Here is a 26945-nt window from a genome sequence, read left to right as displayed (position 1 = left end):
CGGAAACGCGTACCGCAAGGGCGGTCGTGATGGGGTTCGCGATGTTCGTGATGAACTTCTGGCGCTGCCAGAGCCGATCACTCATGCCGATGTGGTGCGCGTGGCGGCGCGAATCCTCTCGGGACCGAAATTTCAACGCATCGACCGTCGCACCAGAGGCGACGTTACCGGGAGGGCTGAGCAGTGAACGCCTTTCATGTGGTGCCGACCAACGAACTAGAGGACTATCCTCTCACCGTCGAGGATCGACTCGATAGCCACTATTTCATGGCTTGGGAGCGTCGCCGGTGGCTCAACAGTGACATGCGGTTAAGGGGCACGGCTGAGTGTCGGGCGCTGTTTTTTGATCTGATCAATATCTCATATGATCAAGCGCCGGTCGGAACATTGCCGAACGACTGCGATCTGCTTGCCAAGATGTTGTTCGTAGATCCGGCTCATTTCCGCCAGCTCTGCCGGCTTGAGTTTGGGCCGTTGCATAAGTGGGTGCCGGTTCGGTGCGGCGACGAAATCCGCCTGTCTCATCCGATGGTTCTGCGGTCGCTGAAGGAAGCGATCGCGCGGCGGGAGGATCACCGGGCGCGAAGCGAGGCGGCCAGCACGAAAAAACGGCTCCAGCGGCTGCGGTCCTGCATGGCCGGGATTAACGCCGATCTTGCCACGAAAGACGGGGCGGTCCTTTGGATTGACGGCTGGCTGCAGTCGCAGGGGTGTGAGTACCGCTCTGCTGAATGGATCGAACGCGGCATCGGGGCGTGGATGAACCATTCTCTGCAGCTGAACCTGCGCAAGCGGCAGAGCGGCTGAGAGCTTCCGAACTGTCCTGACACTGTCCCCGGGGACACTTCAAGACAGTCTGGGGACACTCTGAGACTGTCCCCGACGATAAGGACAGAGACAGAGACAAAGAAAAAGACAGAGGCCCGACGCGGAAGATGCACCGGCCGGACCTGTGGATAAGTCGCAATTGCTGGGGAAAAGGGTGACGGAATGAACAGCGAGGAACAGGCCCAAGGCGAAAAGCGGGTGATGCGGTTGCTGGTCGAGCCGCTGAAGAAAAGAGGGCTGGCGAAGCCGACGACGCTGACCGTCGCCGGGTTTGAAGAGATGATCAGGGATATGTGCGCCCGGCTGGCCTATATGTCGGAGGCCAGTCTGATGGCGCTGGAAGAGCAGGTCGCCGCCAATCCGGGCGGGAAGGACCGTGATCGGTTCCCGATCGCTAACCTGATCCTGTCATGGGCGGCGGATATCCAGCCTCCGGGTGACGGTGCCTCGCCGTTGATCAGGGCGGTTTTTGCACATGAGTGCGGGAAAACTGCGCTGGCCGAGGGTTGGGCCCCTGAACTTCTGGCCGAGTTGCGAAAGACCCGGCGATGGCCGGGCACATGGGCGCTCAACGCTGTCCGGGACGCTGCTGCCAGTGCGGTGCGGCGCATGCGAAACCTCGATGCAGATCTTGCGCGCGGCGAAGAGCTTGGTCCGGTTGACCGGGAATGGCGGGACCGCCGGATAGCCTTGATCCAACGCTGTCGCGAAATTGCGGAAGGGCAGGCACAATGACGGTATTCGATAGCGAGGCGGGCGCGGCGCGGCGTCTCGCCGAGCAAGAGCGGATTGCGCGGATCATTGAAATGGCGACCCCGGTCGAGGGATGCGGGCCAAGCATCCCGGTCGCCCCGGCTCGCGGGCCGCAGGTGGCCTTTGTCCCGCATGTGATCATGCCGGATGAGAAATCGGCGGATGGTTACAAGATCGAGTTGACAGGATGGCGCGGTTTCAATGCAGCGAAATCGGCCGACATATTTGACGTGCTGGACCGCAAGGCTGCCAGACGGAAGGACAAGGATGGCCAGCCTTGCCAGCCGCCGTTCACCAAGGGGCAGGTCAATGTCGCCCGGCTCTATCGCGATCTGGTCGAGCGGCACGATGCGGGCGGTATGCGCTGCGCCAGCCTTGAGGCGCGCCGAGCTTCTGGCCCGTCAGGTGGTGGCGAGTTCATCGACGCATTCATTGCCGAGGGACAGCGGATCGAGTGGCTGCGGCAACGGATCGGTAACGGTGTTGCTTTGGCGGTGCGGCGGGTGCGGCCATCCCAGCGAGGCGGGGCTGAGGCGCGCCCGATCCCGGATCGCGCGCTGGTGGATGACATCTGCCTGCATGGCTATTCGTTCAGGGCTGTCCTGAAGCGCCATGGATGGGCGGCTGATGGGAAGAATGTCAAGAAGCTGATTGCGGCGTTAGGTGCCGCTCTGGACCGGATGCAAGGCTATGGTGGTGTGCCGAGCGATAAACCCACTTGACCCGCTATCCCTCACGGACCTATCAATATTGCCATCATCCAGAATTGCGCCCGCTGGGATCATCCCTTGCGGGCGCTTCTCGTTTCGGCACATCTCAAACAGCGACTGCGAGGTAACGATGGGCAGGCTTCAGGCTGCGCCAGCCCGGTTTGCCAAGGCCGCGCCGCGCATAGCGACTGCGGGCGAGGGTCCTGATCGGCTGCGGCGGCGTGACCAGACGGTGCATTGGCGTCGGTGGTATAAGACTGCCGAGTGGCAGCGGCTGCGCTGGTCATGCCTTGAGGCAGCGCGCTTCACCTGTGTCCGTTGCGGGTTTGTATCGCGCAGCCCCCGGGCGTCCGACATGGTCGCCGACCACAAGCTGCCGCATCGTGGCGATCGCGGCCTGTTCTTCGACCCCCTCAATCTGCAATGCCTGTGCTCAACGTGTCACAACCGGGACAAGCAGCGCGAGGAGCGCCGTCATGTATGATGGTCTTTATGGCCCTTGGTATCCGGCCAGTGTTCGCTATGCGCGTGAGGTGGATGCCTTGCCGGATAGCGGTAGCGTCGTGGTGGTGATGACATGGGAGTTGGCTCGTTTCTATCGAGATGGGATCATAATCCACAGGGGGCGTGAGGTTGCGGATCGGACGGTTCTGGTCTCGATGGGCGCGCGAGATGTCATTCATCGCCTGACGGGCGCCAGCCTGCCGATCATCATCACCGCAGATGTGCGGAAATACTGCCCCCGCCAGCTTCTATCTCGCATCGAGCTGATGGCGGCAAGCATCGAGCTGGTGGCGGCAAACCGCGCTTCCCGGATCTGACCTCGAAATCGGGCCGATCCGGACCGAGATGCCCGAAAACCGGGCGGATCGACCCCTCGGACCCTGAAAAGGGGGGGGGTGGGTCAAAAGTCAGCGGGGTGGTTGGCCCAGGACCCGCGTCCCCCTCACTTGGAGATTTTTTTCTGATGGAAGAGGTTTTCGACCTGTTCGGGAACCCCGTTGATCCGGGGACCGGTAAGCCCGGCCGTCCGCGCCGGGTCGCGACATTGGAAGAACGCAATAAAGTCAAGGCTTTGTTGGCGGTCGGCTGGTCCAATGAGCGGATCGCTTCTGTTCTGCAGATGTCGCTGCCGACATTTCGGCGTAATTTTTTTCATGAGCTGAAGCTGCGGTCGGTGGCGCGCGACATGCTCGATGCGCGCCGCCTTGAGCTGGCAATCACCGCCGCGCAATGCGGCAATGTCGGTGCCATGCGTCAGGTCGACCGGTTGCTGGATCGTTTCGACCAGATGGAGGCAGAGCGGGCATATGCCTCAAAGCCCAAGGAACAGCCAGAGCCGAAAGCGAAGCTGGGCAAGAAGGTTCTTGATGAGGTTCTGGCGCTTGATGCCGATGCCGAGCTGATGAAGGAGCTCGACCTGGAGACCAGGGGCGATGTCCGTCACTGATCTGCCCCGCTTTGCCTGCCCGGATTGGTGGGAAAAGCTTCAGGCGGGCGAGGTGCCGATCGCAGATGTCCCTGTCAATGAGGCAAAGGCTGCGCGGGTGCTGGCGTTTTTCAACCGGCTCCGGCTGCCGGATGTTCCGGGCAATCCGCCGATGGCCGAAGCGTGCGGGGACTGGTTCAAGACCATCCTGGTGGTGTTTTTCGCGAGTGAGGATCCCGACACGCATCGCGAGCTGGTCTGGGAACTGCTCTGCATGGTCCCGAAGAAGAATTCCAAGTCCACATATGTGGCGGCACTCGGTTTGACAGCGCTCTACATGGAGGAAGCGCCGAACCGGCAGATGCTGTTGGTGGGGCCAAGCCAGAATATCTCCGAGAGATGCTTTGAGCAGGCGCAGGGGATGATCTCCCTTGATGATAAGCTGAAGCTGATCTTCAGGGTGCAGGATCACCTCAAGACCGTGACGCGCCGCAAGACCGGGTCGAAGCTGGAGGTCAAGACCTTCGACACCACGATTGTCACCGGGGAAATCCCGGTGCTGACCATCATCGATGAGCTGCACGAGCTGGGCAAAAAGGCCAAGGCCGCAAAGGTCATGCAGCAGATCCGCGGCGGCGGTATCACCAAGGTCCGGGGCAAGGTGCTGATGATCACCACCCAGTCCGATGAGATGCCGACCGGGATCTGGAAGTCCGAGCTGAAGAAGGCGCGGGCCATTCGCGACGGCAAGGGCGGCAAAAGCCCGATCATGCTGCCGGTGCTCTACGAGTTTCCGGAGAGCCTGCAGCGTGATGAAAAATTCTGGCGCGATCGGGACAACTGGCATCTGGTCCTGCCGAACCTCGGCCTGTCGATCGACGAACAGGCGCTTGAGGATGACTATGAGAACAACGGGCGGGTCTCGAAAGAGGCGGAGCAGATCTGGGCCAGTCAGCACCTCAACATCGAGATCGGTGTCGGTCTCGGCGGTGACGCATGGTCCGGGGCGGTGCATTGGGAATCGGCGGCGGTCAGCGGGCTGACGCTCGAGCGGCTGCTTGATGAGAGCGAAGTTTGCACGATCGGCGTGGACTGGGGCGGCGCGGATGACCTTGCTGCGCTCGCGGTTATCGGGCGTCGCGCGCGCGACAAGGCATGGCTGCTGTGGGTGCGGGCCTGGGCGCGGGAGACTGTGTTCAAGGCCCGCCCCCAGATCGCCGATGCGTTGCGGGGATTTGAGCTGGACGGCGATCTGCGGGTTGCAGCTACACCCGAGCAACAGGCGGCCGAGGCGGCGGAAATCTGTGACCGGGTGCGGCAGGCCGGGCTTTTGCCAGAGGCGGGCGGTATCGGCCTCGATGCTGCCGGTATCGCGCTGCTCTTTGATGCGCTTGAGGCGATGGGTATGACCTCGCCGCTTGTTCAGGCGGTCCAGCAGGGGTGGAAGCTGCAGACGGCGATTTCGACCATGCCGCTGAAGCTTGAGTCGCGTCGGCTGCTGCACGCCGATCAGCCAATCATGAACTGGGCGGTTGGCAACGCAAAACAGGAACTCAAGGGGAGCAACTACATGGTGACCAAGCAAGCCTCCGGCGCCGCGAAAATCGATCCCCTGATGGCGGCGTTCGATGCGGCAATGCTGATGTTCAATAACCCGCAGGCCCCCGCATCGCTCGGGGGCTTTCTGTCCGATCCGATCATGGTGATCTGACATGGACCGCCCGCATGGCATTGTTGATCGCTATGGTCGCCCCATGGCGGCGCTGTCTGGTCTGACCAAGGATCAGCGCCTGACCCTGCAAGGCGGCGACCTCGGCTATTATGTGGCCGCCAACGCCTCGGGTAAAACCGTCACCCTGTCAGCGGCGCTGACAATCTCGGCTGTCTGGGCCTGCATCGTGCGCAGTGCGCAGGCCATGGCTTCTCTGCCGCTCGATGTCTATCGCAAGACGGCCAGGGGCAGGGAGCGTCAGGGCGGGTCGCTGTCCGACCTGCTGACCTTGTCTCCGAACGAGGATCAGACCCCGGTCGAGTTTTGGGAGGGCATGTTCTCGTGGATGCTCACCACCGGCAATGCCTATGCCGAGATTGACTGGCTGAACGGCCGACCAATTGCGTTGCTGCCGATCCCGTCGACGCAGGTCAGCCCGTTTCGCAACAAGGTCACCAACGAACTGGCCTATGAGGTGCGCGACCGTGGCACGTCCAAAGCGCGCATTGTCAGGCGCAGCGACATGTTCCATCTGCGCGGCTGGGGATTCGGTGGTGATGAGGGCATGTCCCCCATCCGCTGGGGAACGCAATCACTCGGAGCTGCGATGGCTGCCGATGAGGCGTCGGCGCGGATGTTCGGGGCGGGCATGCAGGCGTCAGGTGTGCTCAAGGCAAATCAACGCATTCAGGATGATCAGCGGGCGCAATTGCAGGCGCTGATGGAGAATTATGTCGGTTCCAGCCGGGCCGGGAAACTTCTTATCCTTGAAGCTGGGATGGATTTTCAGCAGCTGATGCTGAACCCAGACGATGCCCAGATGCTGGAAACCCGGCGCTTCTCGATCGAGGAAGTCTGCCGCTGGTTCGGGGTGCCGCCAATCGTCATCGGCCATGCCGCCGAGGGGCAGACCATGTGGGGCACCGGGGTCGAGCAGATATTCATCTCGTGGATGCAGCTCGGCATCAACCCGGTCCTGAAGAAAGTGGAACAGCGTATCCGCAAGCAGCTGATCCCGCTGCGAGATCAGCGCGAGATCTATGCCGAGTTCAACCGCGAGGCGATGCTGCAGATGGACAGCAAGGCGAAAGCCGAGTTCATCCGCGCCATGGTCTCGACCGGGGTGATGAAGCCCGATGAGGCGCGTGACAAGCTGAACATCGAGCGTGAGGGCGGTGCGGCGGACCTGCTGTGGATGCAGGGCGCGATGAAGCCCATGGACCAGATTCTCAAGGGGAAATAACGATGGCCAAGAACCATATGCCGGCCGTGCATTTCGGTGTGCGGCCTGATGACGTACGCGCTGAGTGCGCTCCGACCCCTAACGCCATCGATCGGTGGCGGCCCGAGTTGCGTGCTCGTGCCGACGCGGTCGGCGCTACAGATCCCTTCGTGATCAATGTTCTCGATGTGATTGGCGAGACATGGGACGGTGGCGTCACCTCCAGGCAGATCGGCGCATTGCTGCGGTCGGCCGGCGATCGCGAGGTGATCGTCAATATCAACAGCCCCGGCGGCGATATGTTCGAGGGTCTGGCGATCTATAACATGCTGCGCGGGCATAGCAGCGCCGTGACCGTGCGTGTCGTTGGTCTCGCTGCCTCCGCGGCCTCGATCATCGCCATGGCAGGGGATCGGGTCGAGATGGCTCGCGCCGGGTTCCTGATGATCCATAACGCCTGGGTATTCGCGATTGGCGACCGGCATGAGCTGGGCACGGTTGCTGCCCAGCTGGGCGCATTTGATGAGACCATGGCCGACCTCTATGCGACCAGAACTGGCCTCGATGCCGGCGAGATCGGCAAGATGATGGATCGTGAGACCTGGATTTCGGGCCGAACGGCGGTCGAGCAGCGCTTTGCTGATGGTTTGCTGGCGTCCGATGCCGTTGAGGCATCGCATGATGCCAAGGCACAGGCATCTCAGACCAAGACCTTCGCGAAAATCGAGGCAGCGCTGATGCGCGGCGGGATGACCCGCTCGGAGCGCCGCGCCGCGATCAAGGCTTTAACCGCCAGGCCGAGCGCTGGCGATGACGGCATGCCGGGCGCTGCCGAACAGCTGCTTGCCCTTTCCGGGTGGGCAAAATCCAAACTCGTCACAATGGAGAAGTGACATGTCGTTTGACCTCCCCTCGGCCTTTGCCGAGTTCAAGAACGATTTTGAGCAGATCACTGCTCAGATCAGCGCAAAGGCTCAATCGGCCATTGATGAGGCCAACCGCCTTGGCGGCCTGACGGCTGAAACCAAGACCGAAGTTGATAAGGCTCTGGCGAAGCAGGGCGAGTTGATGGGACGGCTTGATGAGATCGAGGCCTCGTCCCGGGAACTGGCGCAGCGCGTTGCCAATGGGCACCGTGGCGGCCTTGGTGGCGTCCAGACGCTCGGCCAGCTGGTCATGGCCTCGGCTGAGGAAAAAATCCGTGCTCTGGCAAAGAGCGGCGTTCACGGTGATGCGTCTCTTGGCGTATTCAACGCCATCACATCGGCGCCTGCCTCGGGCGGTGCCCTTTTGCCCGAGCGTCGGGAATCGGAGATCATTTCCGAGCCCCAGAAAAAGCTGGTGGTGAAGGACCTGATCACGGTTGGTGAAACGGACCAGCCGCTGATCAAGTATTTCCGCGAGGTTTCGCGCACCGGCGCAGCGGGTATCGTGCCTGATGACGGCGTGACCGTGAAGCCCCTGATCGACAAGACCTGGGACTCGGCCTCGGCGGAGGTCAAGACCATCGCTGGCCGGATGGAAATCCACAAGCACATGCTGGATGATATCCCGGCCCTGCGCAGCGATATCGACACCACGCTGACCTATGAGGTCAACAAGGTCGAGAATGCGCAGATCCTCGCCGGGGACGGTGTCGGTGAAAACATGTCCGGCCTGATCGCTAATGCCACCGCCTATGCGCAGACGGGTCGTGAGCCGACCGGCGCCACGATGCTGGATCGCCTGCGCCTTGGCATCCTGCAGGTGGCCGCAGCGGGCTATGTGGTTGATGCTCAGGTCCTGAATATCTGGGACTGGGCGGCTGCCGAGATGCTGAAGGACAGCACCGGCCGCTACATTTTCGGCAACCCGTTCGACGGATCGGCAACGCCCCGGCTCTGGGGCCGTCGCGTGGTCGATACCGAGGATATGCCCGAGGGCGATTTCATGACCGGCGCGTTCAAGGTCGCTGCGACCTATTACGAGCGTCAGGGGATCGAAATCCTGCTCAGCTCGGAAAACCGTGACAACTTCGACAAGAACATGCTGACCGTTCGCGGCGAAAAGCGCGGCGTCGTGGTCGTCAAGCGCCCGCTGGCGCTCTGCTACTACACCGCTCCGACCCCGTGAGCGATGCCCGGGCGCGCCGCTGGTGCGCCCGGCAACACCTTCCAGATAAGGAGATTTCTCATGATTAAGCTGAAGGCGCTTCGCGGGGCGGTCGGTGTTTATGGCCGCGTGCGGGCTGGCGGTATTGTCGAGGTCGAGCAAAAAGACGTCGACAAGATGCTCAAGACCGGGCGCTTCGTCCGTGCGACCGATGCTGACCTTGAGTCCGCGATGGCGGCGCAGGAACAGTATCTTGCAGTAGCAAACGTTGGGGCTGCGGCAGGCTTTGCACCGATCGCTACCAAACCGGATCCGGCTGAGGGTCAGGCTACCGGCATGGAGTTCGATGCGCGCGAAAAGCTCCTGCGGGAACGCGAGGCCGCAGTTGCTGCCGAGGAAAAGCGGCTGGATGACCTCCGGGCCCAGATTACCGAGGAAGCCGCGCGTCTCGCTATCCAGAATGATCGGGAGAACAGTGATGATCAGCCTGATGCGGCGGCTTCGGCTGCCGATGATGCTGACGCGGATGCGCCGGCCGAGGCCGGGCAAGCCAAGAAAGCCAAGGCCACGAAATGATCGTCTCGCTGGCCGATCTTAAAGCGCATCTCCGGGTCGATCCGTCCAACACCGAAGAAGATGCGGTCATTGCCGCCATCGGGCGCGCGGCGGAATTGCAGGTGCAGGCTTGGATCGGCCGGCCCATTTATGCGTCTGCTGGCTATCTGCCCGCCATGGGGGCTGCCGGATATAACCCCGACCAGATCGTTGCTGATGAGGCAATCCGGGTGGCGATCAAGATGCTGGCCGAGCGGATGTATCAGGTGCGCGGCGGCGAGGATGGCACTGCCGAGGATGCGGTCCCGCCCCTGACCGTTCGGGCGCTGCTGTCCAGCTATCGGTTGTTCCACCCCACCCCCGCACCTGGAGAATCTGCGCCATGAGGGCAGGCGATCTGACCAAACGCGCCACGTTGCTTGAGCCGGTCGAGGCGCTGGACGCTGATGCCAAGGTGGTGCAATCGCACCAGATCCGGGGCACGGTCTGGTGCCATGTCCGCTGGCTGCGGGGCGGTGAGACGGTGATGCAGGCGCGTCTGACAGCAAAATCGCCTGCCATTGTCACAGTGCGCGCCTTTGACCTGACGCGGCAGATCGACAGTGACTGGCAGCTGCGTATTGACGGGCGGGATTACGAACTGCGTGAGGATCCACGTGAGAGCGAAGACAGGGCCTTTCTTGAAATGTTGATCGGGAGGGTCGGGTGATGCGTGCAGGCAGAGACCTTCGCCAGATCATCATCGCCCGCCTGCAAGATCAGATCCCGGGCGTGCCGGTTGTGGATCGGCCGACCAAAAAAACCCCCATGCCCTATATCACCATGGGGCCGAGTTATTGGAATGATGCCTCGGTCGAATGCATCGAGGCGCGAGAGGTGACAGTGCAGATCGACGTGTTCGATCGGGCCGAAAGCAAGGGGCTGCTTGAGGACCTGACCGATGATGTCGCAGCGGCGCTGAACGGCTGGGCAGACACCGACGCGCTGACCATGCATCCCATCCGGGTTTCAATGGTGCGGGTCATGGATGATCCGGATGGGGTGTCTGTGCACGGCGTGGTGCAGTTCGAGGCGATGGTGGAGGCCGATTCGGCGTGATGTCTCCCCCCGACAAGGGTAACTGATTCTGGGAGTCAAAAATGGTGAACGGCATTCCCGAGGTCCAAGCCATGTTTCGCCGCAAGGCTGCGAAGGTGGCCGCGGCGGCCAAGGCCCAAGCTCGCGTGGGCGGTGAACAGGTGGCCTCTGCCATGCGCTACCTAGCGCCCCGTGAGCAGGGCGAACTGATCCGGTCAATCAGGGTCGAAGACGCCGCGTCCGTCTCCACCAGCAAGGGTGAGCGCGGATTTATCGGCGTGGTGGTGAAGGCTGGGGACGAAACGACCATCGTCACGAATGAAAGCGGCGGCCGGTTTCAGAATGCGAAATTGCAGGAACATGGCACCAAGAACATGCCCGCCAGCCCGTATTTCAATCCGGCTTGGCGAGCGAACCGGACCCGTGTCCGTTCGGCAATCACCCGGGCCGTTCGCAAAGCATGGGTCAGCGACTAACCAGATCCCGGCATTTCTTCACTTCGGCGAGCATGTCGCCGCCTTTGGCACGTTGGACAAAGGCCATGATGCTGCCGTTGTCATAGGCTTCCAGATCGGCTCGGCATGCGTCAGCCTCGGCTTTGCGCCGGGCCTCATTTTTTCGCTCAAGGGCAGAGAACATCGCGTCGACTTTAGCCGCCTCGGCATCGGCCTGCTGCTTTCGGTCCATTAGCCAGACAGATCCGGCTGAAATGACGACGACACAGGCAGCGGCAATCAGAATTTGAACGGACTTATGCAAGGCATCCTCCATAGGTGCCGCAGGATACCGCGATGCCAAAACAAAGAAAATGGCGCGTCCTTCGGGACTTCGAGTGGATGCCAAGATCCAACGTCATCATGATTTTTCGGGCAGGCGAGGTTCATGCCGGCCTGACGCAAGCCTGCCGGGATAAGGCGGGCGACAGCATCGAAGAAATCCGGGGCTGATCCCGGCTGCCCGGCAAGCGCCCTTGGGCAAGGCATCACCAATAGATGGAGCAATACCATGGCAAAGCCGACCACTTATGTGGGCAGCTCGGTGGCGATTTTCCTTGAAAGCACCACTACGCCCGGCACTTACCTGCGGCCCTGCGGGCTGACCAACCATACGATCTCGTTCTCGAAAAATGCGACCGAGGTGAACGTCCCGGATTGTGATGATCCCGAACTGCCCTCGTGGATTGAGCGGGGCGTTGAGAGCCTCGATTTCAGCGGCAGCGGCTCGGGCGTGCTGGCAGCCGAAGCGGTCGACAACTGGTGGAACGCTTTTAACACGACCGAGAGCATCAATGCCCGTATCTACATCGGGAAGCCCGACGATGCTGCTAATGGCCGCTATTGGCAGGGCAAGATCCATGTGACCGGATTTGAGGTGACCGGGGAGCGTGGCGGCAAGGCACAGGTCAGCATTTCTGTGGTCTCGGATGGCGAGTTGACCTTTCATAATGTGACGGCGCCGTAATGGAGGCTGAGCGCATTCTATGGGCGAGCGGAGAGGATGATTTTCTTCTCCGCATCGGTGAACTTGAGGCTCTGGACGATCTGACAGAGTCAGGGGTGCTCGACCTGCGTTGGCGCTTGTCGCAGGGCGTGCAGCGCGGCAGTCTCGCTTACTCTCCCGTGAAAGTTCGAGAGGTGCTGGCGTGTATTCGGTTGGGGCTGCAAGGCGCGGGGATGGATCGCTCTACCGCTGATCGGAAGGTCAGGCAGGCATTTGATGACGCCGACATTTCGGAACTGAATTTGCTGGCGTTTACGATCCTGACCAAAGCGTTTTCCGGTAAGGGACATGACGCGGTGGGGGAGACGGAGGCGGGGGAAGCCAAGGCCGCATCCGCTTCTCCCGCCTCTACGGCGACGGGGCAGCCATCGGCTTCTCGCCGGCGCAAGTCAAGGAAATGACGATGTGGGAGTTCACGGCCTGTGTGGACGGCTGGAACCGGGCGCAGGGTAGTGGGCACGCTCACAGTGGTGAGCCGATGAGTGACGAAGAATATGACGCGCTTTGCGCTTTAGCTGACAGGTGGAACGATGGCGGAAGCTGATGCAGGTCTGGAACTGCCAATTGGCCTGACTGAACAAAAGTTCATGCAGCAGCTTGCGCGGATTGAGGCTAGGGCAATCAGGACTGCCCAAAAGATGGAGCGAGATTTTGCGCGGTCAAATGCTGGAATAGCGAGAGCTAGCGGTGAAGTTGGGCGCCAGCTGGATAGTGTTTTCACCAGACTGTCCCGTGGGGCATCCACAAGCTTTGCGGGTATGCGGTCAGGCGCGCTTGGCGCCGTCGCCGGTGTGACCGCTCTGTTGGCCTCGATGGCGAAGTTGGGGAAATACGCCCAGGATTACCGGCAAGTTGAAAATCGGCTCCGCTCGTTGGGAGAATATTCCGACGATGCTGCGGAGAGATTGACTGAGGCCGCCATCCGGTCTCGCACCGGGCTGAGGGACATGGCTGACGGCGTGGCGCGCATCCAGAAGGCCACCGGAGCTGGGTTTGACGAGACCATCCGCCGCGTTGAAACGCTGAACAAATTGCTCACCATGGGTGGGGCCAGTGGCGCTGAAGTCGGCTCTGTCATGCTGCAGCTCAGTCAGGCATTGTCATCTGGGGTACTGCAAGGCGATGAGCTTCGCTCGTTGAGGGAAGCCGCCCCAGTTGAACTGCTGGACGCGATTGCGAAAGCGGCGGGCGGTACCCGCGATCAGCTGAAGCAGATGGGTGAGGAGGGCCGCCTTACGTCTGCCGTGATTACACAGGCGTTGGACGATATGGCCGCAAAAGCGGATGCGGGATTTGCCCGTATGGCTCCGACGATGGCGGATGGTTGGACCAATATCAACTCTGCTCTGACCACGTTTATTGGCCGAGCGGATGAGGGGCTTGGGGCCACGGCTGCGCTGGCCCAGGGCATGATGGACCTGAGCACTTGGCTCAGCTCCAATGCCGATCTGGCAGAGGAAATCGGCATTTCTGTTCAAGCGGCACTTGGCACGTTCAGCGAGTATGCCCAGAAAGCCATTGAAGCCCTCGGTCAGCTGTCGGATTTCCTGAACACGACGGTTCGCGAGGCGATCTATGGTCCTGGAGACGCTTTTGCGGCCGCCGGGATCACGGCTGGGGAGGCCATCGGCGCGATTATCGACGCGCTTGCCGTGATGAACGGCGCGCTTGAAGGGGCAGCCGACGCTGTCACGGAGGCGTTTCTTAAGATACCTGACGCCATTACCGGCGCTTTGCAGTCTGCGATCAATGCAGTGATCAGCGCAGTCGAAACCATGGTCAACACTGTGTTGAGTGGGGTTCGTGGAGTGGCAGCACAGGTTGACGCCCTAACCGGAGCGGTAGCGAGCTTAACTGGTGGGTCCGGAACCAATCTGGCGGGCGGTATTGGCACGGTTTCATTACCCAGGGCTACTGACCTTGCCACCAGCTATTCGTCGCGCAGCGTTTCGGATGCCTATAACTCAGGGTATGATCGCGGATCCGGCACCGTTTATGCCGCCGCCGATGCTGTTGAGGGGTTCTTTGATGGCATTACAGAAAACTATGAGCGCAGAAAGAGTGATCTGAAGGCTGCGGCTGAGGAGGCTGATAAAACCCCAGACGGGGTTACGCGCCCTCAGCCTCCTGCGCAATCGGAGAATGGATCGGGCGGGCCTAGCAAGAAGACTGGCCGCGGTCGCAAGCGCGGCGCGGGCCGTGGTAAGGGGGAACCCACGTTTTCCGATATCATTGAAGACGCCAGCCGCGACATCACTAACCTCGAACGCCAGATCCAGCTGGTCGGCAAATCGGCAGAGGAAACCGCCCGGCTCCGTGCGCAATGGGAGATGCTCGACGCAGCGAAGAAAGCGGGCATCCCGGTCAATGCTGAGGTGAACGCGCGGATCGAGGCGCAGGCGGCGCAGGTCGGGCAACTGACGGCAGAGCTGGAACGCGCCGAGCTTGCGCAGGAACAGTTCGATCAGGCCATCGACGGCATTGCCGATGCGTTCGCGGGGGCGCTTGTTGCGGGCGAGAGCCTGCGCGATGGGCTGGCGCAGGTACTCAAGCAGATCGCGGCGGATATCATCAACAGCGGCATCAGGAACGCCCTGATGGGTCAGTTTGGAAGCGCTGGTGGTGGCGGTGGCGGTTTTTTCTCGTCTCTGTTCGGCGGGCTTTTCGGTGGTTTCCGCGCTGCGGGCGGCCCGGTCGATCCCGGGCGCGCCTATGTGGTGGGGGAGAAGGGCCCTGAGCTCATCGTCCCGAAATCGGCCGGAATGGTGATCCCGAACCACAAATTGCGTGGCGGCGGGGGTGGATCATCGTCTGTTTCGCTGACGGTCGATCTGCGTGGCACCACTGGTGACCGTGAGCTGGATGCAAAAATCGCCAGCGCCGGTCGCGCGATCCTTGCCCAAGTGCCGCAAGCGATGTCCGAGGCGCAAAAGCGCCGACCGGGTCCGTGGGGTGCCTGACATGCAGGCCACATTTCCACATCGCCTGCTGCGGCAGGAAACCCGGTTCTGGCTCGAAGGCATGTCGCTTGAGCCACGGGAAAGCGTCAGCGGCACGGAGACTATCGTGCCGACGATGCGCGCGCGCTGGATGGCGTCATGCTCGTTCGTCCTGCGTGGCGAGGCGTCCCGGCTCGGCTGGGAGGCATTCCTGGCACAGATGGAGGGGCGGGTAGGGACGACGCTTGTCCCCGCTCATTACCGCTGGCGACCCCGTGACAGAGATGGGCACCCCACCGCGTTTTGCGACATTGCCAATCTGGCCGATGCGCAGACCTGGGAGCATTTTGGCTTCGAAAACACCGACCTTACCCGCATCACCGTTGCAGCTGATGCGTCTTTGCGCGCCACCCAGATTGATGTGACGCTGCATAACTCGACCGGCCTTCGTCCGGGCCAGAAATTCAGCATCGGGGATCGCCTGTATCGCGTTCAGGCGCATTGGCAGCCAAGCCCGACCGTCCATCGTCTGATGTTCCAGCCCCCGCTCCGGCAGGCGGTGACAGCTGGCGCTGCTGTCGAGGTGGATCGGCCCGTCTGCAAAATGCGGATGGTAACGGAGACTGAGGGGCTGTTTGACCAGTCCCTCTCCGTCCTTCCGAGCGTAACGGTCAATTTTCAGGAGGCGATCTGATGGGTGCCCGCGAGGACCTGCTTGCCATTCCTGACGAGCTGCTCCGCACCGGCCAGATCGGACAGGCCGTACTGGTGCATATGGATTTCCGCGATGCCCCCAAACGCTGGTGGACCGGCTTTGGCGACCTGCATGTCGGGGGCCACACATGGGAAGGGCTTGGGGATCTGATCAGCATCAGCCCGATCAGCAGCAGCTATCAGGTCTCGGCCGAACAGGTGACATTCGAGGTCGCAGCGACCCAGCAGATGCTGGAACTGGCGCTTGCAGCAAAGGAGCGCGTGCGGGATCGGGCTGTGACGGTCTATCTGCAGCTGTTTGATCTGACGAATGGCGAGACCCCAATCGGCTCACCCATGGCGCTGTACACCGGCACGATGCAGCGCATGCCGTGGGCGGCCAGCGGTGCCCGTCAGAGATCAATCCGGGTGGAGTGCGAAGGGCTGTTTTTCCGCCGCAATGCTGCGCCCCGTGGCCGGTGGACCGATGCTGACCAGAAGTCGCGCTATCCGGGCGATAAGGGTTTTGAGCGCCTGCCGCTGTATTCGAATGGGTATGAGACGCGATGGCGCTAGTGCGTGAAGCGCAGGCATGTGACGTCCTGCGGATCGTGGATATGGTCGAGGACCTGCGAACTGCGGTTGCTGGCCCCATCCCGGTTGACCGTCCGTGGACTGCCCGCACCGTCGCCGGCCTGATCGCCAGTCCTGACGGCATCGTGCTGGTGAGTGATGGCGGATTTATCGCGGGATCGCTGCAGCCGACGATTATCAATCCACGGCCGATAGCCATGGAGCATGGCTGGTTTGCCCGCGACCGTTCCGGTCTCGCGCTGCTGCGGCAATTCGAGGGATGGGCGCGCCATCACGGCGCGGCTCTGATCCAGCTGTCCACCGGCCCCGATGGGCTGGACCTGTCGCGGCTCGGCTATCGCATCGCGGAAAAAGCCTGGGTGAAGTGAATGGCAATCTTTTCAGCTATCATCGCTATGTTGCCCGCCGGGGCAGCATGGGGACCTGTCACCATTGCCGGATTGTCCCCCGCTATCTCGGCGGCAGTCATCGCCGTCGGTCGCGGGGCACTATGGGCTCTGGCAGGGTCTGCGCTCAGTAAGCCCAAAATCCCGCGCCAGCAGGTGCAGGCCACGTTGAGCCAGACTGACGCGCCGCGCATTCGGGCCTACGGGCGCAATCTCCTTGGCGGTCAGCGTGCGTTCTTTGAGGCAAAGGGCGGGCGTCTCCATCAGATGGTTGCGGCGCACCATGGCCGGGTGAACGGCTTGGTGCGCTTCTGGATGGACGGGGAGCCGGTCGAGACTGGTGATCACGGCCCACAGGTTGACGGCGGCGGTCGGGTTAACCGCTACCTGACCCTGATGTTCAAGGATGGTTCCCGCCCCGGGGGCGACTACGCAGGCTGTTTCGACCCCTCCGTCTCAGGTCTGGCTCTGGACTGGAAGGATCTGCATGAGGAGTTTCCGACGCTTTGGACCTCGGCCCATCGTCTCGATGAGCAGGCCACATTCTACGCCGTGTTCGGTGACCCGGCGGACGAGGATTTCACGAAGTTTTTCCCGAAAGGCGCTTACACGCAGATTCAGGCCGAGATCGAAGGCGCGCTGGTCCGCAATCTATCCGGGACGCTGGTATATTCAGAAAATGCGGGCCTGTGCATTCGTGATCTGATGACGCATAGCGACGGCTGGAACATTGATTCCGCACGGCTCGATACGGCGAGCTGGTCCAGTTTCGTCGCGTTGTGCAATCAGCCGGTTTCTCTGGCGGCGGGCGGCACCGAGCCGCGGTACCGGCTCTGCGGGTTTTACACGCTTGACGACCCGCTCAAGGACGTGACCGCCCGGATGCTCGCCACCTGCGACGGTCAGATTTATGAGACGCCGGAAGGCACGGTCGGCATCCTCGGCGGTGCGTGGTCTGAGCCTGATGTGACGATCACCGCTGACGATATTCTTTCGATTGAGATGCAGGACGGGTTCGACCCGTTCACCGATTACAACGTTCTCAAGGGCTCATTTATTAGCCCCGACCACGCCTATCAGCCGACCGAGGTAGCCGAGCTTCGCGACGAGGCCGCGCTGGCGACGCAGGAAGAGCGGGTCGAGCAATTCGACAATGAGATGGTCCCGAGCCACTCGCAGTTGCAGCGCCTGATGAAGATCCGTTTCGCCAAGGACAGGCGCGCTTTGCAAGGAGTAATCCGCACCAACCTTGTTGGTTTGAAAGCGCGCTTTCCGAAGGGCGACGGCATCCACACCATCCGCATCGTGGCCGAGGAATTTGGCCTCGACGGCGTGTTTGAGGTGACAAGCCACATGTTCAGCGTCCCGGACGGCTATTGCGAGATCGGCGTTGCCAGCATTGTTAACCCTTATGGCTGGAACGCTGCGACCGAGGAAAAGCCGCTGCCGCCCGGCATCGAGGATCTGGAAATCCCCGACCGCTCTTTGCCGGATTTTCAGGACGTCACCCTGGTGCAGGAGGTCGTGCAGGTCACTGGCGGCGTGCAGGGAGTCCGTGTCGCTGTGACTGTCAAGGATCCGGGCCGTGGCGATCTGGATCTGCGCGCACAGATTGCCAAGGGGACCTACAGCGCGGAGGGACCTTGGCCGGACCCACAGCCCAGCTGGGTCGAGATGGCGGCTGATCGTTACCGGGCTGAGAGCGGTATCCTCGATGACGGCGAGACCTATACCGTCCGCATCCGCTGGAAGCGGGGCGGGACGTGGGTGCTGGCCGGGACGGTTACGGCAAATGCCAATCCTGCGCGGCCGGAAGCACCGACGGCATTTTCCGGGACCCCGACATCCTTTACGGTGCAGCTCAGCTGGGTCAATGCCGCCAGCAATTTCCATCGCACGCAGATCCGGTGGAATACGACCAATGACTTTGCCTCGGCGACTGCGATTGCAACGCTGGCCGGGAGCGCGGGCAATCCGGGGGCTTACACCCACGAAAGCCCCGCCCTTGGCGTCAATGTCTACTGGGCCGTGACCATCAGCCCGTCCAACGTGGCATCCCAGCCAGCCGGACCTCTGACGATTTCGGTCTGATCCACCCGACAATTCATTCTGCCCAGCCCGCCGATTGGCGGGCTTTACTATTTCGGAGGCCACATGGCGGTAACGGACGATATCAACATCGCGCTGAGGGATTTCGAGCGCTACACGGGGGACGGCCTGCCGAATGCGCCGGTTGGCCATCCTCTGCCCGTTGGCGATCCCCGGTCCGGCGTGCATCACCCCAACAAGGCAGAGCTGCGCAATCTGCTGATCACTATCGCCCAGACCATGGGGGATCCCGATGCTCTGGACGAAATTGTCGCAGCGACCGGAGCGCCGCTTGCCTCTTTTCGCCTGCCGCTGATCCATGACCCTTGGGGCGTGAAGTCGGGTGGTGTGCACACCATCTACGTGCCCCGCCATGGCTATGTCAGGCGCGGTGATCAGGTGCTGAACGGGATCTACGGCACCCCGTCCACGCCATTCCCGGATCACGTGGCGCTTCCGGTGACCAGCGACGGGGCAGCGACGGTCTATATCGACCTGCTCGACACCACCAACCCCTATAAGATCACCAACTGGCCGGAGACGCCCCCCACTGATCGCCCCTCGTCCATCGTGGTGGTGGCAGAGATCTATCGCCAGCGGATCAAGACCGAGTTTGCGATGGTCAAGCTGGAAGACCCGGATCAGGAGCTGATCAGCTTTCGCTGGCCCATCGTGGTTGACGGCGGCAAGGTGAGGTTCGGTGGGTTTTACCATTACAGCTCGGCCACCGGGTGGACATTCTACCAGCCCCCCGCGCCCGAGGCCTATTGGGAGCTTGACCTCAACACGCTCAACAACAGCCACTGGCGCTACTATGTCGACAGGGTTGCGGCTGCTGCGGGTGAGGTCCCGATCAAGGTCGCCAATGGTGGCTCAACCCGGCCGCTGGTCCTTGGCAATCAGGCCGCGCTGATCGAGATCGGCACCTCGATCAACAGCATGTTTCAGACCGTGCACCCGGTGATCGGCGGCCAGTTCGGTGCCCCGAATATGATGCCGCTCGGCAATGATCCCGACCGCGCCCCGCGCTACCATGCCCTCACCACTGCGGTTGACCTGACCGACCCTGCGCTGCTGGCTCGTGGCCTGACGCGTGGTTTTGGCGGCATGCGTCCGATGCCGCGATTGCGCCTGCCCCCAGACACGCCTCGGCAGGGCTGGATATTCGTCCGGGTATGCGTGCAGGTAGCCGCTGACGATGATTTTGCCAGCCCCACGATCTATCTGCAGTCGGGCGACAGCCGCAATCTGGCCCAGTTCTCGATGCTCATGGAGCGGCGGCTGTCGGCGCGCGCGGCGGTCTATACCCGGATCGTGCCCTATAATGTCGCCGAGACGCCCGAAATGCTGACGGTTGGCTATACCACTGAGGGCCGGATCACAGCGGGTCATCAGTATTATATCGGCCCGCTGATGGGGGCGATCCAGAGCGGCGATTTTGCCAGCGCGGGCACCGAGGATATTCTGTTGCCCCCGGAGCTGTTCGTGGTCGAGGGCCGTGACCTGCCGATCTGGCGTGACGGTATTGTACCGGATCGCGAAGGGCCGGGCCGCGTCAATCTCAGGCAGCAGTCAGCTCCGGTCGGGGTCGTCCCATGGTCGCAGCCGATCATCGGTCATGCCGTCCCGGACTATGCCGCCGCGCCGTCGACCATCGGGATCAGTGTCTCTGGATCCCGCTACAGCCAGTCATTCAGGGCCGAGCGAACCGTATCGGTCAACCGCATCTCCGGGCCGGTCAGCGGTGCGGTAAAGGTCCTGTGCATGGGCGACAGCATCACCAACCGGGAGTTGCCGTCGCGTGTGTCCGCTGCGCTCGCGGATATCGGCATGACGCCTGAGATGATCGGCACGATGGCCAACGATGGCGGGGCGTGGGGTGAGGGGCGCGGTGCATGGGAGTACGGCGATTTTATCGGCATCGACACCCAGTTTCCGGCTGTCCCTGTTGGCGATGAGGCCGATTATCTCGCGATGGACGCGACCAATGCCAATGCGGATGGGCGCTGGGGCCGTAACCCGTTCCTTCGTCCCGCCACGGGCGGCGACAACCCTGCGCATGTTTTCAACGGGCTGATTTTCGATTTTCCGGCCTATCTGAGTCGCTTTGGCGTGGATGTGCCGGACTATGTGACGCTGCAGCTGGGCACCAACGATATCAATCAGCGCGCCCCCGCAGTGTCGCTTGACCAGATCACCAGGGGGCTGGCGGTGATGGTGCCGTCCATCCTTGCGGCCAGCCCGACGATCCGGGTCGGCGTCAGCATCCCGCCGCTGCCGCGATCCCCGCATGGCGATGGGAAATGGACCGGCCATATGGTTGCTGCCATCCGCGCGATCATGGCGGAGTGCGCAAAGCACGCTCGGGCGGATTGTGTGCCGGTCTGGGCGCATATGTCGCCAGATTTTGGCTGGGTCGTGTCAGCGCGCCAGACCCGTGACGGCCGCGTCGTCGGCGATATCGGGGACGAGCTGCATCCCATCGATGCCAACCTGGGCTACATGGCGGATGCATGGGCGCAGTGGATCGCGTGCCGGGCGATCTGAGCCGGCAGTCAGCCCAAATCGCAACCTGCGCCCGCCCGATGGCGGGCTTTTTCATGACGTGGAGAAATGCATGTCTACAATCACTTATCGCCTCGGGTCATCCGACCATCTTGGGGTCCGGCCCTTACAGCCTGACGGGACCGTGCCGGATCTGACAGGCGCTTCGATCCAGTTGAGGATCGACAATGGCGGTATCTGCGTCCCGCTGGATGGCACGGCGGATGGTGATGCGTTCTTCATTGACCTGTCGGGGCTGGATATGCCCCCGCGTGTTTACCGTGCGGCAATCTGGTTCGACTGGGGCGATGGGTGGAACCACGGGGGCGACCTGCTGCTGAATATTGAGGGGGGCTGCTGATGGTTGATATTGTTGTAATCGAGGTGGGCTTTCGGGGTCCATCCGGGGCGCTGGACTTGTCACAGGTCACCCTTTCGACCGGAGAGCCGGGGACCGAGGTCAGCTATGATGACGGGGTCCTGTCAATCCCACGCGGCAATACCGGCGAGCAAGGCCCTACAGGTCCAGTGGGACCGACCGGACCTGTGGGACCGATTGGTCCAGTGGGAGAGCGCGGCCCTGCCGGCGATGACGGCGCGGACGGTCAGAGCGCCACGATCACGGTATTCACGGATGGGTCGGCGTTTGACGCTTACACGCCCGGCCCGCTGGAGCTCGCGGTGCTGACCAATGCCTAAGCTCGACCTGACACGGGCGCGACGGATCAAAACGGCGACGGGTAAAGTGTCGGCTCTGAAAGGCGCCGGATTTGTGTGGCGTCTGCCCACGCTCACCGTAACCGACGCACAGATCACCCCATTCGCGCGGGGTGGCGTCGATTATGTTGAAATTATGTTCCGGCAGTCGGGCAGTTTCACCCTCTCCGAGGCGGCCCCTGTCCGCTACAGCCTGTGGTCCGGTGCCGCGTCGGGCGGGTCGCGGTCCAGCGGCGGCAACGGGTCCGGTGGTGGCGGCGCGGGTTGGTTTGCCGAAGGTGCGGATCTGCCTGCGGGCAGCTATGATGTGACCATTGGTGCAGGCGGTGTTGGGTCTGCGGGTCTGGGCAATGACGGCTCGCCGTCGTCTCTGGCTGGCCCGCTGTCGATCACGGTCCCCGGTGGCGGTGGCGGCGGCTCTGCGTCCAGCGTCGGGAATGCACCAGGTCGTCCGGGCGGTAACGGGGGCGGAGGATCAGGCGATGCCGGGACCAATTGGCCTGGCGGGGATGGCGACCCCGGCAATGACGGCGGACGTGGCTATAGCTCGTCAACGATTTCGGGACGTGCTGGAGGTGGCGGTGGTGGCGCTGGCGGACCCGGACAGGATGCCGCTCTGGGTGCGCCGGGGGCAGGTGGCCCCGGTATCCTGCTGGACTGGATCGCAATACCGATCACAGCCGGGATCGGCGGGAACGGCTCGCTGGGGACGGCGGGTGGCACGTCGCCAAACATGTCAAATGCCTGCGGGTCGAACGGCATCTATGGCGCGTCGTCAGGCGCTGGCGGCGATGGGTTCATGGTGCTGGTCGTCCGTGCGGATGAGGTGATCGTGGAGGTTGCGGCATGATCTATGTTGCGCAGATCAGCGACGGCATTGTCACCGTCGTTACCGTGCAGCCTGCGGATTACGAGCCTGAGCAAGGGCAGGTGGTAGTTGGCCACGATAATTTGGTCGGCATCGGGTGGTCATATCTGGACGGCCAGTTTGTCGCGCCTGTGACCGGGGATGGAGACCCAGAAGATGATGGTTGAGATGGTCGGTCCGTCTGGCCGCGCTTAAGGCCGTTTTTCTCGGCAACGGAAACCGGCTCAGCGCCGGAAACATCCTCGTCGTCGGCATGGTTATCGGCTCACCGCGCCAACAGATCTATATCTTGGCTAATACGGTTTCCGCCCGCCACCCCGGCGGGCTTTTCCATACGAAGGAGGCGGGATGACGAATGGTAGTTCTGTGAACCAGCGGCGCGTTGGAGGATTGGGAACTTCTGGCTGGAATATCCTCTATTTTTAATGTTCAATCCGCTTAACTGATGCGCCCTGTACTGCGCTGGGGAGTTATATGACATACGGTCTTAAAGAGTTTTCGGAACTACATAAGCTATTGAAAGAAAAGTTAACGGATGAGCGTGGGGACCCGCTATCCTGCCGCTTGTACGAGTGTGCTGGCGCGAGGGGAAGCATTGACTTGGTCGACGAGAATGGTTGCAAAATCGACCATCACATAGCCGAAGCCTGCAATATTGCCGGCCAAATAAAGTCACTACGTCGCCTCTTGTCTCTGCCAAGATCGCATGTCGCTTGCGCTGATCTGTCAGAGGTGTTTCTCATTAATCTTGATGTTTTGCGCACGCACATTCGCGCCGCTTCAGCCTCAGACCGCTACCAGGAGTCTGAGGCTGATGCTGTTATAAGGCGATGGGCAGGCTTTCTGAAACACCCATGCGATTACGTGTTCGCGCACAAATGCCTGTTTAGAGATTACCCAGATACCGATCCGCCAACGATTACAATCACCAGCAGCTTTCTGAAGGAGTGGGATGGCCTCAACGGCACCCAAAAAGATAGGAAAAAGGCTGAACTTGCCAATCGCATTGTTGCAGTGCAACTGCCAACTATTGATGAACTGTCCTCCTTCTTCGATGCTTGCGCATCGCATTTAACCGCCTTGGTGGACGCAGCCAGGCGTGCAACCTGAAATTTTGAGTGCGCCATCACACCAGCCTCTGTGCCGCCAAGGCGATACAGAGGCAGTGCAGCAGGGCAAGCGAGAGGCCCAGAAGTACAAAACAGAGCGGCAGGCGATTATCCGTGCACGGAAGCTTGCCGTACGGGTGAACACGCCAAGGTGAGCGCGTGTTAACTCCACATCAGCCAATCATCTAATCAGCCCGCCACTCGGCGGGCTTTTCTATGCAAAGGAGGCGGCATGTCCGATCCCGATCCCGGTCTGATCGAGGCCATGAACAAATTTTTCGGAGGCGCGGCGACGACGCTGATCGCCGCTCTTGCCGGGCGGCTGATGTATCACGCAGGGGAGGTGCGCGCGAAGCGACGGCCGATCTGGTCGCGTGATTTGATCTGGGAGCTGCCAATTGCTGTCGGCATGGCTCTCATCGGTGACGGTGTGGGCGAGTATCTGGATGTGAGCAATACCCAGCAGGTCGCAATCGTTGCCGTGCTGTCCTATCTCGGCCCGCGTGGTGCCGGGGCCTTGCTTGAGAAATGGGTGGATCGGCGGAACGGCTGATCGCGGTCAATGACCCGAAGCAGGCTATCGACATGTGGCGATACTGGAGGCGGTGATGGGCTACGTTTGGGTTGATGCATCTACCCGATCCTCGTGCAGACAAGACTTGACGTGGACTCCTTCGTCTGATTCACTACATATGCGGGGGCGCCGGGGCCTTGGTGCGATATGCGGTAGTCATGTCGCGGGTGGAGGGACGGTTGAACAGAGGATTTCAGCCTAACGCTCTCCATCAACACAAGCCGGGACCCGCACTAACCACCGTGGAACGTATAGCCAAAGTGGCGAAAGATCAGCTTCTGTTCGCTGGTCAAGTCCGCGTCTATTTCTGCGGGCAGTAGGACAATTCCAGTATCCGCAAATGCGCCGTTTGATTTTGCTACTATAGGGGTTAGCGCCTTGGCGTTATCTATGGTCCATCTGGTCGAGCTCGTATCGACCGCTTGGTAGAAGGCGCTTGCGCATATATCGGCGAGCTGTAGGCCAGCATGGTAGTAGTGCGGCACATAATCTACGAGCTGATAGCTCAAGACTTCGAAGCGGATCTGACGCTTGTCTAGCTTTGGTCGACCGCCTATGCGCAACTTCTCCCAGTATGCCTTAGTTTGGCCGTAGGAATGCCCTCCTCGGGAGCTGAAAAGGACCTTCATTTTGCTTGGTCGTCCGAATTTTCTCATTGAGTTTTCAAGACAAAAACTCGTCGCCCGCTCCATTAGGACGCGCAATATCCAGTTGTAGAACCATTGTCGGCTGCCGGCCTTAGCTGCCCGGGGGTTGTTGTATCCGCGCATGTTCTTCTTGTTTGAACATACAGAGAAGCACCGCACGGGCAGTTCCGATAGCATTACAGCGGCCCTTCGCCTCTTTGATGGGCTCAGTTTACTGAAGTGTAGCACACTGGACTGCAGAGCATCGATGTCTGTGCGGATATTATCGAGCCATTGACGGCACCGCCCTTCATCCTCTGCGCGCACCAAAAGGCCGGAAAGAACTAGCCACTCGGATGAACCATCCTTGTCGATGGGCTTGACTCGTTTCAAGCCGTCATCACCAGCCTCATCAATAAACAGAACATAATCGTATTCAATTGAGCTCATTAGGTAATCAGTGCCTGCCCATTGAGATTCGTCAAGATCACTCAAACCGCCCCGCCTCGCGCGGGGCTTTTTCATATCATGGAGACACGCATGTACCCAGCCGGGTTCAAGGGCCGCGCGCAGCGGCTCACCGATATCGACGTGGCCCGCGTCGGGCGCCTGATCGGCGTCGGAGAGGATGAAATCCGCGCCGTCATCGAGGTCGAGACCTCGGGCGGCGGTTTCGACAGTCAGGGTCGGCCCAAGATGCTGTTTGAACCGCATGTGTTCTGGCGCGAGCTGGGGCCGGGGCAGAAGCGCACCGCAGCCGAGGCGTCCGGGCTGGCCTATCAGCGTTGGGGCACAAAGCCCTATCCCAAGGACAGCTACCCGCGTCTGTCGCTGGCGATGAAGATCGACGTCAGCGCCGCTCTGCGCTCGGCCAGCTGGGGGCTGGGGCAGATCCTCGGCGACAACCATCGGGCAGCGGGTTATCCGACGCCGGGCGATATGGTCGCGGCGTTCTGCGACAGCGAGACCGCACACCTGGAGGCGATGGTGAACTTCATCATCTCCGAGGGGCTGGACGATGATCTGCGCCGCCACGACTGGTCCGGGTTCGCCAGAGGTTACAACGGCGCGGGCTATGCCACCCATGGCTATCACACCCGCCTCGCAGCCGCGTTCGCGCGCTGGCAGGCCATCCCTGACGTGTTCGCACCTGCCTGCCCGAAAATCGGCCTTGGCTCCCGCGGTGAGGCTGTGCGGGCGGCGCAGCAGCGGCTGGCCGACCTTGGCCACGATCCCGGCCCCATAGACGGGATTTTCGGGCGCGGCACTCAGGCCGCCGCCATCGCCTTCCAGAAATCCGCCGGCCTCGCGCCGGACGGCATTATCGGCCCCAAGACATGGGCCGCGCTTACCAAGGAGAATTGACCATGCAACAGATCATCGCATCAGCGGCACCGCACCTGCTTGAGCTGGTGAGCCTCGCCATCACCGCAATCATCGGCTGGGCCGCAGCCGCCGTGCGTCGGAAATGGGGCGTCGAGATCGAGGCCCGGCACCGGGAGGCGCTGCACTGGGCGCTGACCACCGCTGCGCAGCTCGCGGTCAAAAATCAGCTCACCGGCAAGTCCGCCGTCGACCTGATGCTGGAATACGTCCGCCGCAGCGTGCCTGACGCCATCGGCAGTCTGCGCCCCTCGGCCGAGGTGCTGACCGATCTGGCGCAGGCGAAGCTGGAGCAAGTGGTGGTCGAGCGGTCGGGGCTGTCCCCCACAGTGGTTGTGAACAACATGCGCGACGAAATCGTAGCAAGACGACGCTCGTGATGGGCCGATATCGCGATTCCGATATCGCGCCGATAACCCGCCCCGGTTCGACCAGGGCGGGTCTTTTGCGTTTCAGACGGCGGGGTGTGGAGTGGTATCGAAAGAACTTGTGGGTAAGGCTCGAGAATGACAACTTTAGCACCAGACAGCCACAAAGTGCCTGAAACT

The 26945-nt window shown here is 61.6% G+C and carries 35 protein-coding genes; 33 read left to right on the top strand and 2 right to left on the bottom strand.

The annotated features are described in order from the left end of the window. The first annotated feature begins 183 nt into the window (after positions 1–183). The 15 genes from F8A10_RS07775 (at position 184) to F8A10_RS07705 (ending at position 10852) form a co-directional block, all read left to right on the top strand. The gene (locus F8A10_RS07775; RefSeq protein WP_152367046.1) at positions 184–807 is read left to right on the top strand and encodes a hypothetical protein; all 624 of its coding nucleotides are present in this window, start codon (positions 184–186) and stop codon (positions 805–807) included. Positions 808–990: 183 nt separating this feature from the next. After that, positions 991–1563, top strand: coding sequence for a hypothetical protein (locus tag F8A10_RS07770; protein ID WP_152367045.1), 573 nt, complete (start codon positions 991–993; stop codon positions 1561–1563). Continuing rightward, complete coding sequence (locus tag F8A10_RS07765) at positions 1560–2303, top strand: hypothetical protein (RefSeq protein WP_152367044.1); 744 nt, start codon at positions 1560–1562, stop codon at positions 2301–2303. Before F8A10_RS07770 ends, F8A10_RS07765 begins: the two co-directional genes overlap by 4 nt. A gap of 343 nt (positions 2304–2646) precedes the next feature. After that, positions 2647–2775 (top strand): HNH endonuclease, encoded by a 129-nt coding sequence (locus tag F8A10_RS21675; RefSeq protein ID WP_264675545.1) that lies wholly within the window; start codon positions 2647–2649, stop codon positions 2773–2775. Further along, positions 2768–3112 (top strand): hypothetical protein, encoded by a 345-nt coding sequence (locus F8A10_RS07755; RefSeq protein WP_227493359.1) that lies wholly within the window; start codon positions 2768–2770, stop codon positions 3110–3112. Before F8A10_RS21675 ends, F8A10_RS07755 begins: the two co-directional genes overlap by 8 nt. A gap of 146 nt (positions 3113–3258) precedes the next feature. After that, entirely contained in the window at positions 3259–3741 is a 483-nt protein-coding gene (locus F8A10_RS07750) for a hypothetical protein (RefSeq protein WP_152367042.1), read from the top strand. Beyond that, a complete protein-coding gene (locus F8A10_RS07745; RefSeq protein ID WP_152367041.1) occupies positions 3728–5431 on the top strand; it encodes a terminase large subunit domain-containing protein in 1704 nt (567 codons plus the stop codon). The genes F8A10_RS07750 and F8A10_RS07745 overlap by 14 nt, the downstream gene beginning before the upstream one ends. Position 5432: 1 nt before the next feature. Then, positions 5433–6674 carry a phage portal protein gene (locus F8A10_RS07740; protein WP_152367040.1) on the top strand — a complete coding sequence of 414 codons (1242 nt, stop codon included), beginning with the start codon at positions 5433–5435 and terminating at the stop codon, positions 6672–6674. Beyond that, a complete protein-coding gene (locus F8A10_RS07735) occupies positions 6623–7546 on the top strand; it encodes a head maturation protease, ClpP-related (protein WP_227493358.1) in 924 nt (307 codons plus the stop codon). The genes F8A10_RS07740 and F8A10_RS07735 overlap by 52 nt, the downstream gene beginning before the upstream one ends. Position 7547: 1 nt before the next feature. After that, positions 7548–8765, top strand: a complete 1218-nt coding sequence (locus F8A10_RS07730; RefSeq protein WP_193668105.1) for a phage major capsid protein — start codon at positions 7548–7550, stop codon at positions 8763–8765. A gap of 60 nt (positions 8766–8825) precedes the next feature. Beyond that, entirely contained in the window at positions 8826–9320 is a 495-nt protein-coding gene (locus F8A10_RS07725) for a hypothetical protein (protein WP_152367038.1), read from the top strand. Beyond that, positions 9317–9685: a head-tail connector protein gene (locus F8A10_RS07720; protein WP_152367037.1), complete on the top strand. Its 369-nt coding sequence runs from the start codon at positions 9317–9319 to the stop codon at positions 9683–9685. The genes F8A10_RS07725 and F8A10_RS07720 overlap by 4 nt, the downstream gene beginning before the upstream one ends. Then, the gene (locus tag F8A10_RS07715; RefSeq protein WP_152367036.1) at positions 9682–10008 is read left to right on the top strand and encodes a head-tail adaptor protein; all 327 of its coding nucleotides are present in this window, start codon (positions 9682–9684) and stop codon (positions 10006–10008) included. The genes F8A10_RS07720 and F8A10_RS07715 overlap by 4 nt, the downstream gene beginning before the upstream one ends. Then, positions 10008–10397 carry a DUF3168 domain-containing protein gene (locus F8A10_RS07710; RefSeq protein WP_152367035.1) on the top strand — a complete coding sequence of 130 codons (390 nt, stop codon included), beginning with the start codon at positions 10008–10010 and terminating at the stop codon, positions 10395–10397. The genes F8A10_RS07715 and F8A10_RS07710 overlap by 1 nt, the downstream gene beginning before the upstream one ends. Before the next feature lie 41 nt (positions 10398–10438). Beyond that, entirely contained in the window at positions 10439–10852 is a 414-nt protein-coding gene (locus F8A10_RS07705) for an HK97-gp10 family putative phage morphogenesis protein (RefSeq protein ID WP_152367034.1), read from the top strand. On the opposite strand, the gene F8A10_RS07700 is transcribed toward F8A10_RS07705, so the two are convergent. Further along, positions 10842–11135 (bottom strand): hypothetical protein, encoded by a 294-nt coding sequence (locus tag F8A10_RS07700; RefSeq protein WP_193668103.1) that lies wholly within the window; start codon positions 11133–11135, stop codon positions 10842–10844. The genes F8A10_RS07705 and F8A10_RS07700 overlap by 11 nt on opposite strands. Positions 11136–11149: 14 nt before the next feature. Between F8A10_RS07700 and F8A10_RS21080 the strand changes: the two genes are divergently transcribed. The 16 genes from F8A10_RS21080 to F8A10_RS07625 all read left to right on the top strand — a co-directional run bounded on the left by F8A10_RS21080 (position 11150) and on the right by F8A10_RS07625 (position 24367). Further along, positions 11150–11323: a hypothetical protein gene (locus F8A10_RS21080; protein ID WP_193668101.1), complete on the top strand. Its 174-nt coding sequence runs from the start codon at positions 11150–11152 to the stop codon at positions 11321–11323. A gap of 58 nt (positions 11324–11381) precedes the next feature. After that, the gene (locus F8A10_RS07695) at positions 11382–11837 is read left to right on the top strand and encodes a phage tail tube protein (protein ID WP_152367032.1); all 456 of its coding nucleotides are present in this window, start codon (positions 11382–11384) and stop codon (positions 11835–11837) included. After that, on the top strand, positions 11837–12277 hold the full coding sequence (locus F8A10_RS07690) for a GTA-gp10 family protein (protein ID WP_152367031.1): 441 nt from the start codon (positions 11837–11839) through the stop codon (positions 12275–12277). Before F8A10_RS07695 ends, F8A10_RS07690 begins: the two co-directional genes overlap by 1 nt. A gap of 129 nt (positions 12278–12406) precedes the next feature. Further along, entirely contained in the window at positions 12407–14836 is a 2430-nt protein-coding gene (locus tag F8A10_RS07685) for a tape measure protein (RefSeq protein WP_152367030.1), read from the top strand. 1 nt (position 14837) lies between these two features. After that, a complete protein-coding gene (locus F8A10_RS07680) occupies positions 14838–15509 on the top strand; it encodes a hypothetical protein (RefSeq protein WP_152367029.1) in 672 nt (223 codons plus the stop codon). After that, positions 15509–16084, top strand: coding sequence for a hypothetical protein (locus tag F8A10_RS07675; RefSeq protein ID WP_152367028.1), 576 nt, complete (start codon positions 15509–15511; stop codon positions 16082–16084). Before F8A10_RS07680 ends, F8A10_RS07675 begins: the two co-directional genes overlap by 1 nt. 41 nt (positions 16085–16125) lie before the next feature. Then, a complete protein-coding gene (locus tag F8A10_RS07670; protein ID WP_152367027.1) occupies positions 16126–16470 on the top strand; it encodes a hypothetical protein in 345 nt (114 codons plus the stop codon). Further along, the gene (locus tag F8A10_RS07665) at positions 16471–18579 is read left to right on the top strand and encodes a phage tail protein (protein WP_152367026.1); all 2109 of its coding nucleotides are present in this window, start codon (positions 16471–16473) and stop codon (positions 18577–18579) included. 63 nt (positions 18580–18642) lie between these two features. Further along, positions 18643–21123 carry an SGNH/GDSL hydrolase family protein gene (locus tag F8A10_RS07660; protein ID WP_152367025.1) on the top strand — a complete coding sequence of 827 codons (2481 nt, stop codon included), beginning with the start codon at positions 18643–18645 and terminating at the stop codon, positions 21121–21123. Positions 21124–21193: 70 nt separating this feature from the next. Then, positions 21194–21481, top strand: a complete 288-nt coding sequence (locus tag F8A10_RS07655) for a hypothetical protein (protein WP_152367024.1) — start codon at positions 21194–21196, stop codon at positions 21479–21481. Continuing rightward, positions 21481–21819 carry a collagen-like protein gene (locus tag F8A10_RS07650; RefSeq protein ID WP_152367023.1) on the top strand — a complete coding sequence of 113 codons (339 nt, stop codon included), beginning with the start codon at positions 21481–21483 and terminating at the stop codon, positions 21817–21819. Before F8A10_RS07655 ends, F8A10_RS07650 begins: the two co-directional genes overlap by 1 nt. After that, positions 21812–22687: a glycine-rich domain-containing protein gene (locus F8A10_RS07645; protein WP_152367022.1), complete on the top strand. Its 876-nt coding sequence runs from the start codon at positions 21812–21814 to the stop codon at positions 22685–22687. The genes F8A10_RS07650 and F8A10_RS07645 overlap by 8 nt, the downstream gene beginning before the upstream one ends. Continuing rightward, positions 22684–22872, top strand: coding sequence for a hypothetical protein (locus F8A10_RS07640; protein WP_152367021.1), 189 nt, complete (start codon positions 22684–22686; stop codon positions 22870–22872). Before F8A10_RS07645 ends, F8A10_RS07640 begins: the two co-directional genes overlap by 4 nt. Then, positions 22869–23057, top strand: coding sequence for a hypothetical protein (locus F8A10_RS07635; protein ID WP_152367020.1), 189 nt, complete (start codon positions 22869–22871; stop codon positions 23055–23057). Before F8A10_RS07640 ends, F8A10_RS07635 begins: the two co-directional genes overlap by 4 nt. Before the next feature lie 122 nt (positions 23058–23179). Next, on the top strand, positions 23180–23815 hold the full coding sequence (locus F8A10_RS07630; protein ID WP_152367019.1) for a hypothetical protein: 636 nt from the start codon (positions 23180–23182) through the stop codon (positions 23813–23815). Positions 23816–24046: 231 nt separating this feature from the next. Then, positions 24047–24367: a phage holin family protein gene (locus tag F8A10_RS07625; RefSeq protein WP_152367018.1), complete on the top strand. Its 321-nt coding sequence runs from the start codon at positions 24047–24049 to the stop codon at positions 24365–24367. A 254-nt stretch (positions 24368–24621) separates the two neighbouring features. Here F8A10_RS07625 and F8A10_RS07620 read toward each other — a convergent pair whose 3' ends face one another. Further along, positions 24622–25509 (bottom strand): DUF3800 domain-containing protein, encoded by an 888-nt coding sequence (locus F8A10_RS07620; RefSeq protein ID WP_193668099.1) that lies wholly within the window; start codon positions 25507–25509, stop codon positions 24622–24624. Positions 25510–25554: 45 nt separating this feature from the next. Between F8A10_RS07620 and F8A10_RS07615 the strand changes: the two genes are divergently transcribed. Both F8A10_RS07615 and F8A10_RS07610 read left to right on the top strand, forming a co-directional pair. Next, entirely contained in the window at positions 25555–26379 is an 825-nt protein-coding gene (locus F8A10_RS07615; RefSeq protein WP_152367016.1) for an N-acetylmuramidase domain-containing protein, read from the top strand. Between the two features lie 2 nt (positions 26380–26381). Continuing rightward, on the top strand, positions 26382–26777 hold the full coding sequence (locus tag F8A10_RS07610) for a hypothetical protein (RefSeq protein WP_193668097.1): 396 nt from the start codon (positions 26382–26384) through the stop codon (positions 26775–26777). The last annotated feature ends 168 nt before the right edge of the window (positions 26778–26945 follow it).

The organism is Paracoccus kondratievae (assembly GCF_009301415.1).
GTDB lineage: Bacteria > Pseudomonadota > Alphaproteobacteria > Rhodobacterales > Rhodobacteraceae > Paracoccus > Paracoccus kondratievae.
This window is presented reverse-complemented; position numbering and strand designations above follow the sequence as displayed.